General features: G+C 61.6%; 14 protein-coding genes and 1 pseudogene. 5 read left to right on the forward strand and 10 right to left on the reverse strand.

Going from position 1 to position 15722, the window contains the following annotated elements; translation table 11 throughout:
* The first annotated feature begins 74 nt into the window (after positions 1 to 74).
* The 4 genes from paoA to ACVJ5M_RS48950 all read left to right on the forward strand — a co-directional run bounded on the left by paoA (position 75) and on the right by ACVJ5M_RS48950 (position 4432).
* The gene (gene paoA, locus ACVJ5M_RS48935) at positions 75 to 716 is read left to right on the forward strand and encodes an aldehyde dehydrogenase iron-sulfur subunit PaoA (protein WP_354100359.1); all 642 of its coding nucleotides are present in this window, start codon (positions 75 to 77) and stop codon (positions 714 to 716) included.
* On the forward strand, positions 713 to 1666 hold the full coding sequence (locus tag ACVJ5M_RS48940; protein ID WP_231145657.1) for an FAD binding domain-containing protein: 954 nt from the start codon (positions 713 to 715) through the stop codon (positions 1664 to 1666). The genes paoA and ACVJ5M_RS48940 overlap by 4 nt, the downstream gene beginning before the upstream one ends.
* Entirely contained in the window at positions 1663 to 3882 is a 2220-nt protein-coding gene (gene paoC, locus ACVJ5M_RS48945; RefSeq protein WP_162479021.1) for an aldehyde oxidoreductase molybdenum-binding subunit PaoC, read from the forward strand. The genes ACVJ5M_RS48940 and paoC overlap by 4 nt, the downstream gene beginning before the upstream one ends.
* A gap of 154 nt (positions 3883 to 4036) precedes the next feature.
* Positions 4037 to 4432, forward strand: coding sequence for a (R)-mandelonitrile lyase (locus tag ACVJ5M_RS48950; RefSeq protein ID WP_210168713.1), 396 nt, complete (start codon positions 4037 to 4039; stop codon positions 4430 to 4432).
* A 236-nt stretch (positions 4433 to 4668) separates the two neighbouring features.
* Here the strand turns inward: ACVJ5M_RS48950 and ACVJ5M_RS48955 are convergent.
* The 3 genes and pseudogenes from ACVJ5M_RS48955 to ACVJ5M_RS48965 form a co-directional block, all read right to left on the reverse strand.
* A pseudogene (locus ACVJ5M_RS48955) lies at positions 4669 to 5384 on the reverse strand (SOS response-associated peptidase).
* Positions 5385 to 5389: 5 nt separating this feature from the next.
* The gene (locus tag ACVJ5M_RS48960) at positions 5390 to 5839 is read right to left on the reverse strand and encodes a hypothetical protein (RefSeq protein WP_354100339.1); all 450 of its coding nucleotides are present in this window, start codon (positions 5837 to 5839) and stop codon (positions 5390 to 5392) included.
* A 20-nt stretch (positions 5840 to 5859) separates the two neighbouring features.
* Positions 5860 to 6264 (reverse strand): hypothetical protein, encoded by a 405-nt coding sequence (locus ACVJ5M_RS48965; RefSeq protein WP_162479020.1) that lies wholly within the window; start codon positions 6262 to 6264, stop codon positions 5860 to 5862.
* 158 nt (positions 6265 to 6422) lie between these two features.
* Between ACVJ5M_RS48965 and ACVJ5M_RS48970 the strand changes: the two genes are divergently transcribed.
* Positions 6423 to 6890, forward strand: a complete 468-nt coding sequence (locus tag ACVJ5M_RS48970) for a metallophosphoesterase family protein (RefSeq protein ID WP_354100338.1) — start codon at positions 6423 to 6425, stop codon at positions 6888 to 6890.
* 32 nt (positions 6891 to 6922) lie between these two features.
* On the opposite strand, the gene ACVJ5M_RS48975 is transcribed toward ACVJ5M_RS48970, so the two are convergent.
* The 7 genes from ACVJ5M_RS48975 to ACVJ5M_RS49005 all read right to left on the reverse strand — a co-directional run bounded on the left by ACVJ5M_RS48975 (position 6923) and on the right by ACVJ5M_RS49005 (position 15684).
* The gene (locus tag ACVJ5M_RS48975; protein WP_354100337.1) at positions 6923 to 8236 is read right to left on the reverse strand and encodes a DUF2130 domain-containing protein; all 1314 of its coding nucleotides are present in this window, start codon (positions 8234 to 8236) and stop codon (positions 6923 to 6925) included.
* Between the two features lie 245 nt (positions 8237 to 8481).
* Positions 8482 to 9048, reverse strand: a complete 567-nt coding sequence (locus tag ACVJ5M_RS48980; RefSeq protein WP_354100336.1) for a hypothetical protein — start codon at positions 9046 to 9048, stop codon at positions 8482 to 8484.
* 101 nt (positions 9049 to 9149) lie between these two features.
* Entirely contained in the window at positions 9150 to 11996 is a 2847-nt protein-coding gene (locus ACVJ5M_RS48985; protein WP_354100335.1) for a TrlF family AAA-like ATPase, read from the reverse strand.
* Between the two features lie 188 nt (positions 11997 to 12184).
* On the reverse strand, positions 12185 to 12856 hold the full coding sequence (locus ACVJ5M_RS48990) for a hypothetical protein (RefSeq protein ID WP_456679814.1): 672 nt from the start codon (positions 12854 to 12856) through the stop codon (positions 12185 to 12187).
* Positions 12853 to 13686 carry a hypothetical protein gene (locus tag ACVJ5M_RS48995; RefSeq protein WP_456679815.1) on the reverse strand — a complete coding sequence of 278 codons (834 nt, stop codon included), beginning with the start codon at positions 13684 to 13686 and terminating at the stop codon, positions 12853 to 12855. The genes ACVJ5M_RS48990 and ACVJ5M_RS48995 overlap by 4 nt, the downstream gene beginning before the upstream one ends.
* A 152-nt stretch (positions 13687 to 13838) precedes the next feature.
* A complete protein-coding gene (locus ACVJ5M_RS49000) occupies positions 13839 to 15239 on the reverse strand; it encodes an ATP-binding protein (protein ID WP_354100332.1) in 1401 nt (466 codons plus the stop codon).
* A gap of 1 nt (position 15240) precedes the next feature.
* Positions 15241 to 15684, reverse strand: coding sequence for a hypothetical protein (locus ACVJ5M_RS49005; protein WP_354100331.1), 444 nt, complete (start codon positions 15682 to 15684; stop codon positions 15241 to 15243).
* Between the last annotated feature and the right edge of the window lie 38 nt (positions 15685 to 15722).

The raw sequence follows: 15722 nt of genomic DNA on the forward strand, positions 1-15722 counted from the left end.
GCATTCGAACCCCTGCCCGACATGGGAATTAACGTCGGAACATGCCCCAGATCGGCGGAAATCTAGGAGACGACATGCCAAAACCGGTCAAACTGGAAGTATCGAGGCGGCGCCTTCTGGCTGCCGGCACAGCGACGGCGATGGTCGGGGTCGTCCCCGGCGCACAGGCGCAATCGCAACCCTCGAGTCAAAAGCCCTCGCAGCGTCCGACCGGCGTATCGTTCGAGGTGAACGGAAAGCCGCGCAGCCTTCAAGTCGACAACCGCACGACGCTTCTCGATGCCCTGCGGGAGAATCTCAGCCTGACCGGCACCAAGAAGGGATGCGACCACGGTCAGTGCGGGGCCTGCACGGTGATCGTGAATGGAACGCGCATCAATTCGTGTCTCACGCTCGCCGTCATGCACGAAGGCGACAGGATCACCACGGTCGAGGGATTGGGCCAGCCCGAGCGGCTTCATCCCATGCAGGCGTCCTTCATCAAACATGACGGCTATCAGTGCGGTTATTGCACGCCTGGGCAGATCTGCTCGGCGGTGGCGGTGCTCGACGAGATCAAGGCGGGGATCCCGAGCCATGTCAGCGCCGACCTGACCGCTTCACCTCACTTGACGAATATCGAGCTGCGCGAACGCATGAGCGGCAACATCTGCCGCTGCGGCGCCTACTCCAACATCGCCGAAGCCATCGCCGAGGTTGCGGGGAGCAGCACATGAAGGAATTCACTTACGAACGCGCCGCATCGGCCCAAGAAGCCGCGGCCAAGGCGAAGGAAACGCCAGGCGCGAAATTCATCGCCGGCGGCACCAACCTCCTCGACCTGATGAAACTTGAGATCGAGACGCCGCGACATCTCATCGACGTCAACGGGCTCGGCCTTGACAAGATCGAGAATACCCAGGACGGCGGGCTCCGCATCGGCGCGTTGGTCAGAAACACTGCGCTTGCCGCCGACCTGCGCGTCCGGAAAGATTACGGCGTGCTCAGCCGCGCGCTCCTCGCCGGCGCCTCCGGCCAGCTCCGCAACAAGGCGACGACGGCCGGCAATCTGCTCCAGCGCACGCGCTGTCCCTACTTCTACGACACCAATCAGCCGTGCAACAAACGAAGCCCGGGCTCCGGCTGCGCAGCTATCGAGGGTTTCAGCCGACAATTGGGCGTGATCGGAACCAGCGAATCGTGCATCGCGACCAACCCCTCGGATATGGCCGTCGCCATGCGCGCGCTTGACGCTGAGGTGGAGACCGTCGACGACGGGGGTCGAACGCGTAAAATCCCGATCGCCGAATTCCACCGCCTGCCGGGAGATACCCCGCACATCGAAACGACGTTGGCCTCAGGCGAACTGATCACCGCGGTGACGCTGCCGCCCCCGATCGGCGGGACGCACGTCTACAGAAAGGTCCGTGATCGGGCGTCCTACGCGTTCGCGCTGGTCTCCGTCGCGGCAGTCCTGCAGCGCGACGGGACCGGACGTGTGGCCGTCGGCGGCGTGGCCCACAAGCCGTGGCGGGTCGAAGACGCCGAAGCCGATCTGCCCAAAGGTGCCAAGGCCTTCTCCGCACGGTTGCTCGCCGATGCGAAAACGACCAACGACAACGCGTTCAAGATACCCCTGGTCGAGCGGACGGTTGCCGCCGCTCTGAACGATGCGAGGCAGCGATGAAATTCGACAAACCCGCCGAAGCCAACCCCATCGACCGCATGCAGGTGGTGGGACGAGCACATCCCCGCATCGACGGCCCCTTGAAGACGACGGGAAGGGCGCCGTACGCCTATGAGCACCACGACGTTGTGACCAATCCGGCCTACGGGGCCATCGTCGGGTCCGCGATCGGCAAGGGCCGCATCGCCAGCATGAATCTCGCGGAGGCGGAGCGCGCGCCTGGGGTTCTGGCGGTCGTGACCGCCGAGAACGCCGGCAAGCTCGGCAAGGGCAAATTCAACACGGCCAAACTGCTCGGCGGCCCTGAGATCGATCACTATCACCAGGCAATCGCGGTGGTCGTAGCGGAGACCTTCGAGGAGGCGACGGCCGCGGCCGCGCTGATACGCGTCGAATACGCGCCCGCCGATGGCAGGTTCGATCTCGAGGAGGCGCTGAAAACTGCTCCTCTTGCAAAGGACCCCAACAGTCCCGAAAAGGATGCGCCTCCCGAAAGTCGTACCGGGGACTTCGAACAGGCCTTCGCTCAGGCACCGGTGAAGCTCGACGAGCTATACACGACCCCGGACCAGAGCCACTCGATGATGGAGCCTCATGCTTCGATCGCAGCCTGGAACGGCGACAAGCTGACGGTGTGGACGTCCAACCAGATGATAGACTGGGGCAGGACGGATCTCGCAACCACGCTCGGTGTTCCTAAGGAGAACGTCCGCTTCGTATCGCCCTACATCGGGGGCGGCTTCGGCTGCAAGCTGTTCCTGCGCTCCGACGCGGTGATGGCCGCGCTGGGGGCGAAGGCGGCCGGCCGGCCGGTCAAAGTCGCGTTATCCCGGCCGTTCATTCCGAACAATACGACCCACCGCCCCGCCACGCGGCAGCGCATCCGGATCGGGGCGGGCGCGGATGGGCGCATCATTGCCATCGCGCACGAAAGCGGCTCCGGCGATCTCCCCGATGGTCAGCCGGAGACGGCGACCAATCAAACGAGACTGCTATATGCCGGCCCCAATCGTCTCACTTCGATGCGGCTCGCCGTCATGGACCTGCCGGAAGGGAATGCGATGCGCGCCCCCGGCGAGGCCCCTGGCATGATGGCGCTCGAGATCGCGATGGACGAACTGGCCGAGAGGCTGAGCCTGGATCCGGTCGAGCTGCGCGTGCGCAACGACACCCAGGTCGACCCCGAGAAGCCGGACCGTCCTTTCTCCCAGCGCAACCTGGTGCGTTGTTTGCGCGAGGGTGCCGAACGTTTCGGTTGGACGCGCCGGAGCGCGACTCCGGGAGCCGTGCGGGACGGACACTGGCTCGTCGGCATGGGCACCGCGGCCGCCTTTCGAAACAATCTGCTGGTTCCTTCGGGCGCGCGCGTCAGGCTGGGGAGAGATGGGCTCGTCATCGTCGAAACCGATATGACCGACATCGGCACCGGCAGCTATACGATCATCGCACAGACCGCCGCCGAGATGATGGGCGTCGACATCGGAAAAGTCGTGGTTCGCCTGGGCGATTCCGCCTTCCCCGTCTCGTCCGGATCCGGAGGGCAGTTCGGCGCGAACTGTTCGACATCGGGCGTCTACGCGGCCTGCGTAAAGCTTCGGGAAGCCGTTGCGCAGCGACTCGGCTTCAACTCGGCGGAGGCGACGTTCTCGGACGGCCAGGTGATGAGTGGAAACCGTTCCGCGAAGCTTGCCGACGCCGTCCGCGAAGGCGAACTCGTCGCCGAGGACAAGATCGAATGGGGAGGCCTGGACAAGAGCTACCAACAATCCACGTTCGGAGCCCACTTCGTGGAAGCCGCCGTTGACAGCTTCACCGGTGAGGTCCGGATCCGCCGCATGCTGGCCGTGTGCGCGGCCGGCCGCATCCTCAATCCCACGACCGCGCGGAGCCAAGTAATCGGAGCCATGACGATGGGCGCGGGAGCCGCGTTGATGGAGGAGCTCGCGGTCGACAAGCGACGCGGTTTCTTCGTCAATCACGACCTTGCCGGCTATGAGGTGCCCGTCCATGCCGACATTCCACATCAGGAAGTGATCTTCCTCGAAGAGGCCGACGACAAGGTCTCGCCGATGAAGGCGAAGGGCGTGGCCGAGCTCGGCATATGCGGGGTCGCGGCGGCCGTCGCCAATGCCGTCTACAATGCGACGGGCGTGCGCGTGCGTAATTATCCCATCACTTTGGACAAACACCTCGACAGGTTACCGGAGGTCTCTTGACCGGGCACTGCGGAGGCTTCCTCCGAAGCGACCACAATAGGCGAGGCATGTCCGCGGCATCATAGTGGCCACGGCTGCAGGCCTCGCCGCGCTCGCCGCAAGGAGAGTCGGTGCGGAGCTGTCGATCGCGAAGCAGAGGAATGAGGACATGGACATCGACATCAAGCGAAGCGGATCGCGGCCTTCCACCAAGGGGTCGGCTGAGTGGTTTACCGGAGCGGTGCGTGTGGATCCGCTTTTCCAGGCGCCCGACCCTGCGCGGGTGGGCGGCGCTCATGTGACGTTCGAGCCGGGCGCTCGCACGGCGTGGCACACGCATCCGCTCGGCCAGACACTGATCATCACCTCCGGCTTTGGATGGGTGCAGAGGAACGGAGGACCTATCGAAGAAGTGCGCCCCGGCGACGTGGTTTGGTTTCCGCCCGGCCTGAAGCACTGGCACGGCGCTTCGCCGACAACGGCGATGACCCATATCGCAATCCAGGAATCCCTGAACGGAAGTCCGGTGACCTGGATGGAAAAGGTGAGCGACGAGCAGTATCGCAAGTGATTGGACAGGCTGGGCAGTGCTAATCTTCAGATGGTTTGTCCAGCCAGCAGCAGCCGATCGTCCCGGAGCGCTGAGCTGGAACGGCTTGTGGTTAAGCTGCAACGCTGCGCAGGCCTGAGCCCCTTCGCTCAGGAAGACGGCGTGCTCTTCTTCGAGATTGAAGAGGAGCGAGTCGAAATGCCTATTCGCAGCGGTTGAGATCTGAGGATTTCGCGTATGTCGGTCATGCGCCTCGTCTACCCAACCATATCTTCCTTGACGCCGCGGGCGACGATCCGGAGCGCCCCGTCCGGAAGCGGCCGCTGCAGCTTCAAGGCTTCCGCCGCGGGCGCGGTCATCCAAGTCTCGACCTCTTCGGGCGTTGTCAGGATCGCGGGCATCGCCTTCGGGTGGATGGCCCCGACCTCGGCGTTCGGCTCCGTCGTGAGGAACGCGTAGAGGTCGTTGGTGGTCTCGCCCTCCTTCACCTTCCGGACCGACGTCCAGTTGGTCCAGATGCCGGCGAAGCAGAGAAGCGGGCGGGTCTCGTCGAGCGCGAACCAGATGTCGCCGCCCTCGGCCTTGTTGAACTCGCTGAAGCTGTTGAACGGCACCACGCAGCGGTTCTCGGGGGCGAGCCACCTCGTCCAGTGTTTGCTCTTCACGTTGCGGATGTTGGTGGTTCCAGAATCCGGCTCCAGCTGGAGCAATTCCTTGAAGTCGACGGTCTTGCCCTTCCTTGCAGCTTCCCCGCCCGCTTCTTCGTCGCATCCATCAAAGCTATCGATGATGACGGCATCCGCGAGCGTGCCATCGCGAGCTCGCGGCCCTCGGCGCCCGTTCGGACGATCGGCGCCCTGTAGTCCGGAAACACGCCGGGCATCGGCGCGAGGTTACCGACGTACCGGTTGACGACCCGGAACAGCGCGGCGATGGCGGCCTGGTTCGTGGTGATCGAATACAAGTTGCACAAGGTGGTCAGGTCTCCGGATCCGGATGCCGGGCCCGCTGCGCGAGCTGCAGCAGGGTCGCCGGCGGGCGCTTGCCGGCTTTGGCGCACTTCCGGCACCGCAAGCGGCTGGCCAAGTCGTGCACGAAAGTCGTCGATGGGTGGGTAAGCGCCGCCAGATCGACGTCGCGGGCGGCCTTGCAGCGTGAGCACTCGATCTGGAGCCAGCCATAGCCGCCGTTGATCGCCTGGTCGATCGTGGGCGACGGGTCGATCGGCTCGCCTACTGACCACATGCGTTCGTTCCAGCTTTCCGCGAGCAGCTTGTCCGCCGTCCGGATCAGGGCCTCGCCTTTGGCCCGGGCCTCGGCGGACTGCGCGGCCAGAATCGTCGTCATCGCTCGGGCCTTGCCAAGCTCCTTTGCGAGCGCCTTGCGATCGCCTCCGGACAGGGGCGTCGGGTGGTGCTTCGGCGCCATCGCCCGGTCTCTCCGGAGCGTCAGGTTTCGTACGACGGCCAGCACCCGTCTTCCTCATGGCGCCCGGTCCGCTGCGTGCACGTGTTGTTCAGCAGGCGCTGGCCGACATCCCGCCAGATGGCGTCGGGACCGTACAGCCTGACGGCATCGACCTTTTGGATTTCGACGGCCCGCCCGCAGCGGCGGCAGTTGACCCTAAGAATATGCTGAGGAATTTGGCTCAGCCGCAGCGCCGCTCCGGAGCCGCTTGGTCGCGCCTCGGCGCCCGAATCGTCCAATAGCGCCCGCCAGTACTCGACTGGAAGGTCGTCTGCCGGTCCTAGGGCGGGCGCTGGCGGGGGTTTTTGATCGCCGCTGAGGTTGGATGCGAGTTTTTGGATTTGCTTCATGGTGGGAAAGCGCCAGCTGGCAGGGCGGTCGGTCATGAGGCATTAGAACATAACAAGAACATTTGAGTCGAGTCGCAAATCGCGGGAAGCCGCGGGGGTGGTGGCTGGCCACCGGCGGAAGTCGGCTTCGGCGGTTGATTCCCGGGCACCGGCGTTGCATCAGTCCGAGGCCCACTTGCTTCAACCGGAGCTCCATGAACTGCACAGTTGGCATCATCTCGGATACGCACGGCCTGCTCAGGCCGGAGGCGCTGCGCGCGCTGGCCCATGTCGACCACATCATTCATGGCGGCGACATTGGCGATCCCGAGATCATTACCGCGCTGCGGAGAATTGCTCCCGTCACGGCGATCAGAGGCAACGTGGATACGGGCGCGTGGGCCACCGAATTTGCCGAAACCGAGTTCGTGCGGCTCGCGGGACGGCTGTTCTACGTTCTCCACGATCTCAACGCCATTAAGATCGATCCCGTAGCTGAGGGCGTCGATGTCGTAGTTTCCGGGCACTCCCACGTGCCGAAGGTGAACACCGTCGACGGCGTGCTCTACGTAAATTCTGGCAGTGCCGGGCGCCGGCGCTTCAGGCTACCGATCACGCTTGCGAGCCTGGAAGTCACGCTCGACGGACTGAAACCGATTATCCACGATCTTGAAGTCGGATAGGGGGCGGACAACTCAGCATCGACGTCTGTCAATCACCCGACTTTCTGTCGAGGCTCGATCCCATCTTCGAGAAGCGGCATATCGAGGCTTGCAATCTCTGGCATGGCCTTGCCGGCGATGGCCTGTAAGTCGCCGACCATACCGACGGTCGAGTCGATCACCGAGAAGATTTGGGTTTCGCGCTTGGCCCACTGGCGGACCATGAACTTGCGCTCGCTATCGAGGTCCTTGCGCATGTCGTTAAACTTCTCGACGACCGCTTCCACGCGCTGCCTGAACTTGGTGCCGGTCAGGTAGTGGTAGACCTGCTCCATTTTGGTTTGCTGACCCTGCTGGACCAAGCGGGAGTTGCTGACGTCAATCAACGCCTGGCGAAGCGCGACCGCAACTGGCAGCGCGCAGCGCGGATGAGCCACCCAAATGCCGTCCATCAGATCAAATTGCTCGATCTGCTTGGGTAGGGCATGTGAGATGATGAGGGCTACATCGGCGCCGGAGCGGCGTTGATCGTCGCGCAACTTGGCGAGCCATCCATCACTCCAGGCCTTCGTTCGCTTGGTTTCCCAAAGGATGATGCCGGCGGGCTGGCCGACCGCGCCATTGACCTGCTGGATGACGTCGGCACCGAGCTCGCCTTTAGCGACAGGTTCGATCGAGTCGGTCGGGAATCGTCCGCGCAACAGCTCCTCGAGCTCCAGCTCGAACACTTCGCCTTGGGACTGCTGCGAGCCTTGCTCGGCCTTGCGCTTGAGCTCCTCGATCGTCCGCGCCATCGACTCGATAGTCTGATCCTTCTCAGCTACCCGCAACCGCGAGGCTTCATCGGCCTCCTGGCGTGCCTTCGTATGGATCTGCTCAACGGAGGCCTGCACCCGCTTTTCAACAGTAAGGTCTAGCTCGCGCTTCTCGTCGTCAAGCGCACGCTGTTTGCGCATCAAATCGGCCTGTTGCTGCTGCGCCTCCGCGAGCTTGGTGTTGTTGGCAGCCAAAGCCTGCCGCAGCTCGGTCGCTTCGTTAGCCTTGGCCTGCAGCTCGGCCGCGGCCGCCTCGCGCGCCTTCTTGCCTTCGGTAACGACCAGCTGGCTCCGCTCGGCTGCAAGCCGCTGCTTGACCTGGTCTTCGATCGCCTCACGGTCCTTCAGGACCTGCTCACGCTCCTGCCGCAGGGCCTCGGTCCTTCGGGTAACTTCCGCATCCTTAGCCGCCAGCTGTTCCTGGAACCGCTGCCGGGTTTCCGCAAGGAGAGGAGCCGCCAATGACTCAGTCAGTCGAATTTCATGGTTACAGTTGGGGCACTGAAGGGTGGGCTCATGCGCGGCGCCGGCCGCGGTTGCTTTGAAGCTCATGAGTCCTCCCTCTGGTTCCTAGCGCTACGCTGCCGGAATAAACGTGATCCGGCCAGCTTCGCCCCGTTGGCGATCCGGCTTTACCGTGATTTTCACAGTTGGTCGAAAGTTGTGAGCATGCGAACCAGCTTTTCCACTGAAACCAGCTTGAACTGCCCCCGGACAGCTTGGAGGAGGTCCGGCTGCTTCATCTCGACCAGCTTCGGTCTCGGTCTGCGTGATCTCGTTGGGCAGCAATCGTCTGATCAAACGAAATACGCGTTCCACGGTCGCCGGAGCTCATCGACATGATCATGCTCCCGCGAAAATTTTCGCGACAACGTCTTGAGAGTTTTTTCCGTTACCCGCTCAGCGAAATCTTTCTGCGCGGTTGTGAAGACATGATATTCTTTCGCCGGCAATGTTTTGTCTTTGAGATTTTGAATGTGAACCCGGTTGCGGAGGAGTCGCAGCTTATCGAGGTCTGCATATAAGGTGCTGTCAGCAGCGTCGAAAAGGTCATGCGTTTTCGCTGCATTGATGTATTTGCCAAAGTCATCGAGCTTTTTGAGGTCCCGTATTTCTTTGGCCGCCGATGTCGTGATATTTTTGACGCCTTCTATGGTGAAAGTTCTGATCCTCGTATGCAGATCATGCAGGCTGGCCTCGACGATTGAACCTAGAGCGACCACGATTGGTTTGCAAAGCAAGCGCCTCGTTGCGGCATTGCCTGCGTTGAACTGCTCGTACTGCAGCGCCAGGATTCTAAGATTTTGAACGATGTTGTCTCCAATAACAAAATCGCCGATGAATCTGCTTTGGATGATGACCATGCTGAACCGCCCCCGCGGCACAAATTCCACAATTGATATTATGAACAATGGCAATGAGTTAATATTACAGACAGTGCTTTACCCCATAGGCAATGCCACGGTCATACATCGAATCGATACTTGCGGCCGCGCAGGTCGAACGCTTCGCGGCCACCTTCCATGATCGATGTGATCGTGCTGCTGACGGCCGGCGTTTCGATCGCGCCGTCGCAATCGAGCTGTACACGAGGCGAGTTGTTGTTCGGGTTCGACGATGGCTCGGGCGATTTGAGCGCAATGATCTTATCGGCGTCCCCGTTTACGACGATGTTCGCATTGTGTGTAGTGAATACGAGCTGTCGCGTGGACTTCGACGTCCGCAAAAGCTCGACAATCCGCATGATGACACGGTTGTCCAAGTCATCTTCAGGCTGGTCTATGATCAACGTTCCGGCCGACTGCTTCAGCAGTAGCTCCAATAGTGCAGAGGCCTGCTGACCGGGTGACGCCATTCGAAAATCAATCGGTCTATTGTCGTCCAGATACGACATGTTAATGGCATCTGCCGGAACCGCTGCGACGATGGCAGCGACCGTCGTATCCGTAAGGTTCTGATAGATGCGCTTGCGTTGACGCTCGGTAAGCTGCCGCGTTCCATTGAAGATAACGGCCTGCAGTGCACTGAGTAGGCCGTCACTTGCGTCAGGCGGTGATCCGGCCATGATCTTGGCCTCATATAGCGCGACGAACTGCTGGAGGAGCTTGGCCCATCCCTCGGTCTCGTCCGCCTCAAGGGTCGATTTGACCCAGTCCGTGCAGCTCTCCTCGACCAATTGCGTGCCCGACGCTTCAAAAAGCTTATGCAAGGCAAGGCGGTACTGTAGCGGCAGACGATCTCTGCGGACCCGCGCTTTGAGCAAATTGCTGGACTTCCCCGCGACGGCGTCGGCTGCTGACTTTAAGATCGCGTACCGCTGGCTCACCAAGTTGTCTAGATGTGCGACCGCATCCGTATAGCTCTTCTCCGCGTTAGCTTGTGTCAGCTCCGCACTCCGGGCGCGGGCTCGAGCAGCTTCAGCAGTCTGCAACTCCCCGTTAAGCCGTGCGACCTCGTCTATCAGGTTGCTGTGTTTGCCTTGCTCCTCGACCGCAGCGGTATAAACTAGAGCGAACGCGTCCCGCTTGATCGCAAACGCATCTTTCGCGATATGTTGCTTTCCCAAAAGCAAGTCCAGCATACTTTTGGCAGACTCAATCGACGTTTTGACGGCTCCCTTTGCCACCACCAGGTCGCGTGCCAGCTCGGCAACCTCATTGAAATCAGCGGCACCTTCATAGGCCACCAGGTCGACGGTCAACGTCGCGTTTTCAAGACGATCCAGGGCGGCCTTAGCGTTTTCCGCCTGGTCTCCTACGGCCGAGATAAATTCGTTGGCCCTACCGTACTTCGGTCCCTCTTCGATAGTCGCCAGTGCTTCTGGGGAAAGGCCCTCCTCTTCGAGGCGCTTGGTAAGTGCCGCGATACGCTCTCGAAGATCCTCGACCTTTTCTGCGGTCTGCTTGCAATCAAACCGTGACTGCCAAAGCGCTGCTAGGTTATTGAGAGCCGTGCCCACGCTGCGCTGGGCGGTTTCGATGGCTCTTTTGACGTCCCTTTCTCGATCAACCTCTTCAGCGGCAGCAATGCCGGTTATTTGCTCGGACGCTGTGGCCGGGTCGTTCATTGTGCTCGAGAGGCCCTTCTGCCGGAACGCGCGCGACCTGAACCGCTCGCGGGCGCCGCTTGCAGTCAGCTCAACCGTCCGACCAGCGGCGCTGACCGTTATCATTTCGCGATTTGCAATGATCCTTCTCCAGGTCTCCCTAACGCCTTCTCTCTCCAATACGACCTCCACAAAGCCGTCGCTCGCCAAGGTTTCGTTGATGAGCTTGGCTTCGCGGTCGAACTCCGGGTCGATTTTGGCGTCGAAGTCTTTGTCTGTGCGTCCCAGGCCGAAGCGTAGGTACTCGAGCAGCGCGCTCTTCCCCGAACCTCGCCCGCCGATGATGGCGTTGAAGCCGTCATTGAAGGTAATCCTCACCGGCGCTGGCCCAGTTAGGGTGCTTTTCACGCGCAACTCAACCAGATGTTCCGTCGGTGATGTTGGCGGCTCGAAGGCGATCCGCGCCTCGTCGGCCAAGAGCGCCTGACGAAATGCCTCGATCGAATGCTCCCCAAGCTTGATCCAACAATTGTGGACCCCAAGCCGACTCCAGTCAGCGTTCCTATTGTCACCGGTGGCCAATATTGCGCGCCGTCGCTTGCCCCAATCGGGTATTTTGCCCCGTACCTTTTCCAACGTTGTTGCGTCGACCGAGTCATAAGCTCGCTCAATGTAGACGCCGTCGATCGGCAGGTTCGCAAACCGAGGGTGATGACCAACCTCGTTCAGGCTCTTGTGGTCCTCTTCTTTGCTGAAATGGGGCAGGACAACGCTGGCATCCCGCAAATGCCGCTCTGCTTGCAAGGCGTGCACGAATTCGGCGACCGTCTCTCGCGCCGGCAGAATGGCGCAGGTCTTCGGGTCCGCAGCCGCTGCGACGAGGATGTCTCCGGCCGCACCAAGCGCAAGCTTCTGAGTGTCGGCAGTCGCCTTTGGATCAAAGACGACAAGGCATTGGGCGTTGTCCGAGCAGGTTATTTCGACAGCCGGGAAGACCCGTACACCAGAATTCAACCGCTTCGCCGCGTCTAGGACGTAGGCAGACAAGCATATATCATGGTGGTCCGAAATCGCGACGGCCTGGAGCTTCGCGGCTTCGGCCGCTGCAATAAAGTTTTCAGCCCATTGCTGGCGTGCCAGCTCACCTGCCTCATCCCCACCCGATAGATCGGCGGAGCCCACCCAATTGCGGTCACGCGGCGTATGGCATTGAAAGTCACATTTGTGCCAGGTCGTCCCTGGATGAAGTCCCACCTCGAAGTTCATCTCCCCCGCCCCTTGTTTGGCGAGCATACTTCCCTAGGTTGCACGGCCGCGCAATAGCACACCACGGAGGCACGTGCCCGACTTAGGTAGGCCCCCGAACGACGGCGCCGAACAGATCTTCGCCAAGCTCGGCAAGTTAACCCAGAAGATCGCCGGCGAGATCGTGGCCGCGCCCGCCGCGAAGTCGATCAGGTTAGATCCTTCTCCGCGGCGATGAATTCAATGGTCTCGCGAACCGTGTCACCCTGAAGCGGATGGAACGCGTCGCCGGAATAGCCGGGCGGCCGGAAACTTGCGAGGCGCCCTTCGACGAAGCTGGCAGCTTCTTCGACGTTCATCTCCGGCAGCGAAATCTTCGGACGAGGACCGATCAGGGTCCTTAGCTCGGCAGGCAGCAGATCGACGGCCGTCTTTTCCAATCTGGTCGCAGCAGCGAGTACGACGGATAGGTTCGTCGGATTCTGACTGAACAAAGAACGGAGGTTCGACAGCACCGGCCAACGGTTCTTCTCGGCGAGCGTGCCGATCCGCTGAAACTCGTCGAACAACAGGACGACCCTTAGCCCGTGCCGGCCCAGACTTCCCAGCAGCTCGCCCAACAAATCCGCCGCGCGGACATCGCTGTCTATCCGCGTCTGAAGACCGACAACGGTCTTCAGATCCCGCAGGTTAACTGATCCGGCGAAAAGCCATTCCTGAGCAAGCCCGCGTTCATGGTCGTTGCCGTGCTGTATCACCCGGGCGGCGCGTTTGAGCTGCGAGGAGTTCGGCAGTTCGCTATCGTTGTTGACGACCTGCGCGATCCGGATCCAGGGCAGACGGGGCATGATCCGCTGGTAGAGATCCAGAAAGCTCCTCATTCGCTCCGGCACCTCGACGAAGACCGGTATCGACGAAGGGGCTTGTTGTTGCACCGAATGGGCGATGTAGAAGAGCACGTGCGACTTGCCGCTGCCGAAGGCTCCTTCCTGAGCAGACCGAGATCCACCAGATTCTCCAGCCGGGCCGCGATCCGGTGCCATGCCGTCGATGCGATCTGATCGTCTCCCTCCCTCTTCGGCTTCACCTCGCGCCAAAGGGAGAAGAGATCTTGCCGGCGGCCCTGCGACAGATCGCGGGAGGCCTCCGCCCTCTCTGAGAGGAGCGTGACGGCCCTGACGTAGAGCCGCATCGCCGACTGCTTGCGCAAGGGATCGGTCTCGAGGGCGAGAAGTTCGACGAGTGTCGCGAACATGTCGAAATCTTCCCGAACGATCAGGAAGCCGAAGATCAGCCGTTCTTGGCCGAAGACGTAAGGGTTGGCGTTCGGCGTTCCAATGACGTCGAAAAACTTTCCGATCAACTGCCCAAAGTTCGTCAGAGCCCCTGCATCGTTGAACAGACCCAGGAAACCTCCCCAGTCGAACAGGTGCGACAGTCCCGTCTTGGAGCCCCGCTTGCCCCCGAAGGATATCGCGCCGACCTTCGAAGGCACGTCGGGATCGGCCAGGCTAACGTCCTGCCACTGTCCCATCACCACCCCGTCGTCCGACGCCACCGTCTCGCCCGCCTTGCCGGGATCGATGACTCGGAGAGCCGGATAGCGGTATTCGGTCTCCTTATCAGGTCCGCCCTTCCTGTTCGCCTCCACTGGGCTCAGACCCTTGACCCTGAGATAGCGAGCGAACGCGGGCTTCAGTTCATCCTGCACCGGCACAAGCTCGCAGAACTTTGAGGTCACGGCCCGCTCGAACCTGAACGCGGATCCTCCGTCCGTCGTGGCGATGCGACAGATCGCGGATAGATGACCGGGCCGCAGCATGAATTCGTCGAGGCCAGCGAGCGCCCGTCCTTCAAGGGGTATCAAGCTTCGTACCCCCCGTGCGCCGAGACGCGCGGTCGGACGGCGGCGACGCAGACGCGCGGAAGCGTTGGAGCGTTTCCGCACGAGAACGTCACGATGCCCGGCGTCAGTGATCGGAGCAACGCGTCCACCCCCGCCCTCTCGCCATCTACCCGTGCTTCTGACGGCGGCGGCGACCGCAAATTTTCCAGCGCCACCGCCGCGTCCTTCGGCGCCGTGAGCTGGTGAACGATCAGCGTCTCGACCTGGGAGGTCAGTCTGCTGTCGAGCGCGCTCGGCTGCTGGGTGGCGAGCGCGAGTGAGAGTCCGTAGTTTCTTCCTTCCTTCGCGTACTTGATGAAGGCGTCCCGGGCGATCGAACCCCGGTCAGAGCCGGCGAGCACGTGCGCCTCATCCAGGAGCACCCAGGTCCGGGGTATGTTCGAAGAAATCGTCGCCTTGAGCTCCTGCGTCTCCTCAGCGCTCAGTTCGGGCTGCAGATCGAGCCGCTTCTGCGCGAAGGAGGCGTCGCGGCGCTGCCTCAGAATACGCCTCAGGAGCACGGATACCACGACGTTCTTGAGGTCGTCCTGCGCCCGTCCCAGCATGAGCACGCTAACGCGAAACGGCTGAAGCAGCGCGGACAGATCAGTAGGCGTTCCCTGGAAGAGTGGGAGATCGCGAAAGGTCTCCAGGCGCTGGCGGACGGCACGGACGGTATTGTCGCTGTAATTCACCGAGAAGGAGGGATCGCCGCCTAGGCAATTCAAGAGAGCGTCGAAGTCAAACGTCAGCGAAGCCGACACCGAGCCGCCGGAGCGGTCGTTGTATCCATAGATCGACACGCGCCCAATGAGGTCGGTCAGCAACATTCCCCTCGGTTCGGTCAGCATATCTATGTCGAAGAGCGCGCCCCAATCGCTAGTCTCGAGGTCAGAGGCGCCGATCACGAGCGAACGCACCGATGCCGGGTCGATCTCCGGTCTCTCGAAGCCCGAGGGAATCCAGACGTCGACATTGAGAGGCTGCGACTTCATTCCGCCCTTGCGCATGTTGGCGAACTGCCGGCGAAGCTCCGCGGACCCTTCGTCGACGAGCGGAATCTGGGTGCTCCAGAAAATGTCCATGATGTCGAGGACCAGCGCGGCCCGAGGCGTATGCATGGTCGCGATCGCCGTATCGCCCATTCCCGCAGCCAGCCCTTCCGCGATGACGCCCAGCGAATAGGACTTGCCGGTTCCTCGCTTTCCGAAGATCGCGACGACCTGCTCGCCTGTGATGTCCAGCCAGAGCTTTCTGCGCGGTCCGGTCTCCGCCAACGTCCCCAGCAGCACCTTGTCCTTGCCACGACACGACGGATCCCCGGCGACGATATCGCCGGGGGTTTTGGAAATCGGGGGTTCGAGGCCGAACGATGTCATCTTACATTCTCGCCTTACGGAGGGAATCCGGGCCGATCAGCTTAAGATCATCCTTCATCGCTCTAAAACCCACGTCGTCGAGCTTGTCGCAGATCTCGCGCGGTTTGGCCTGCTCCTGGTTGATGTTCCAATATTCGAGAAATTCCCGCCATCCGTCGTCGGTGAAGGGATATCTGTCCCAGACGTAATCCGCCGAAGCGATCTCGCCGGCGGCGACGGCCGCTTCGACTGCGGACTTATCAACGAACGCCTCGCGCAGCTTTGCCAGGAAGGTTGTGACGTCGGTGGGATCTAGGTTCTTCAATTCGATGAGATTGTTCGAACCGAGCCGGCTCGTTATCTGCGCGTCGTTGATCACCGTCGGTATGTTCCTCTGTTCGCCTGGATGAGGTCGGCGAAGGCGCTCAGCACGCCCTCGGTAATTATCGTGATCGACATCTGCCAAGCGTTTCCCCCACTTGCAGCTTTTCAGCTTTGTCGCGC

Source organism: Bradyrhizobium sp. S3.7.6, from assembly GCF_054061875.1.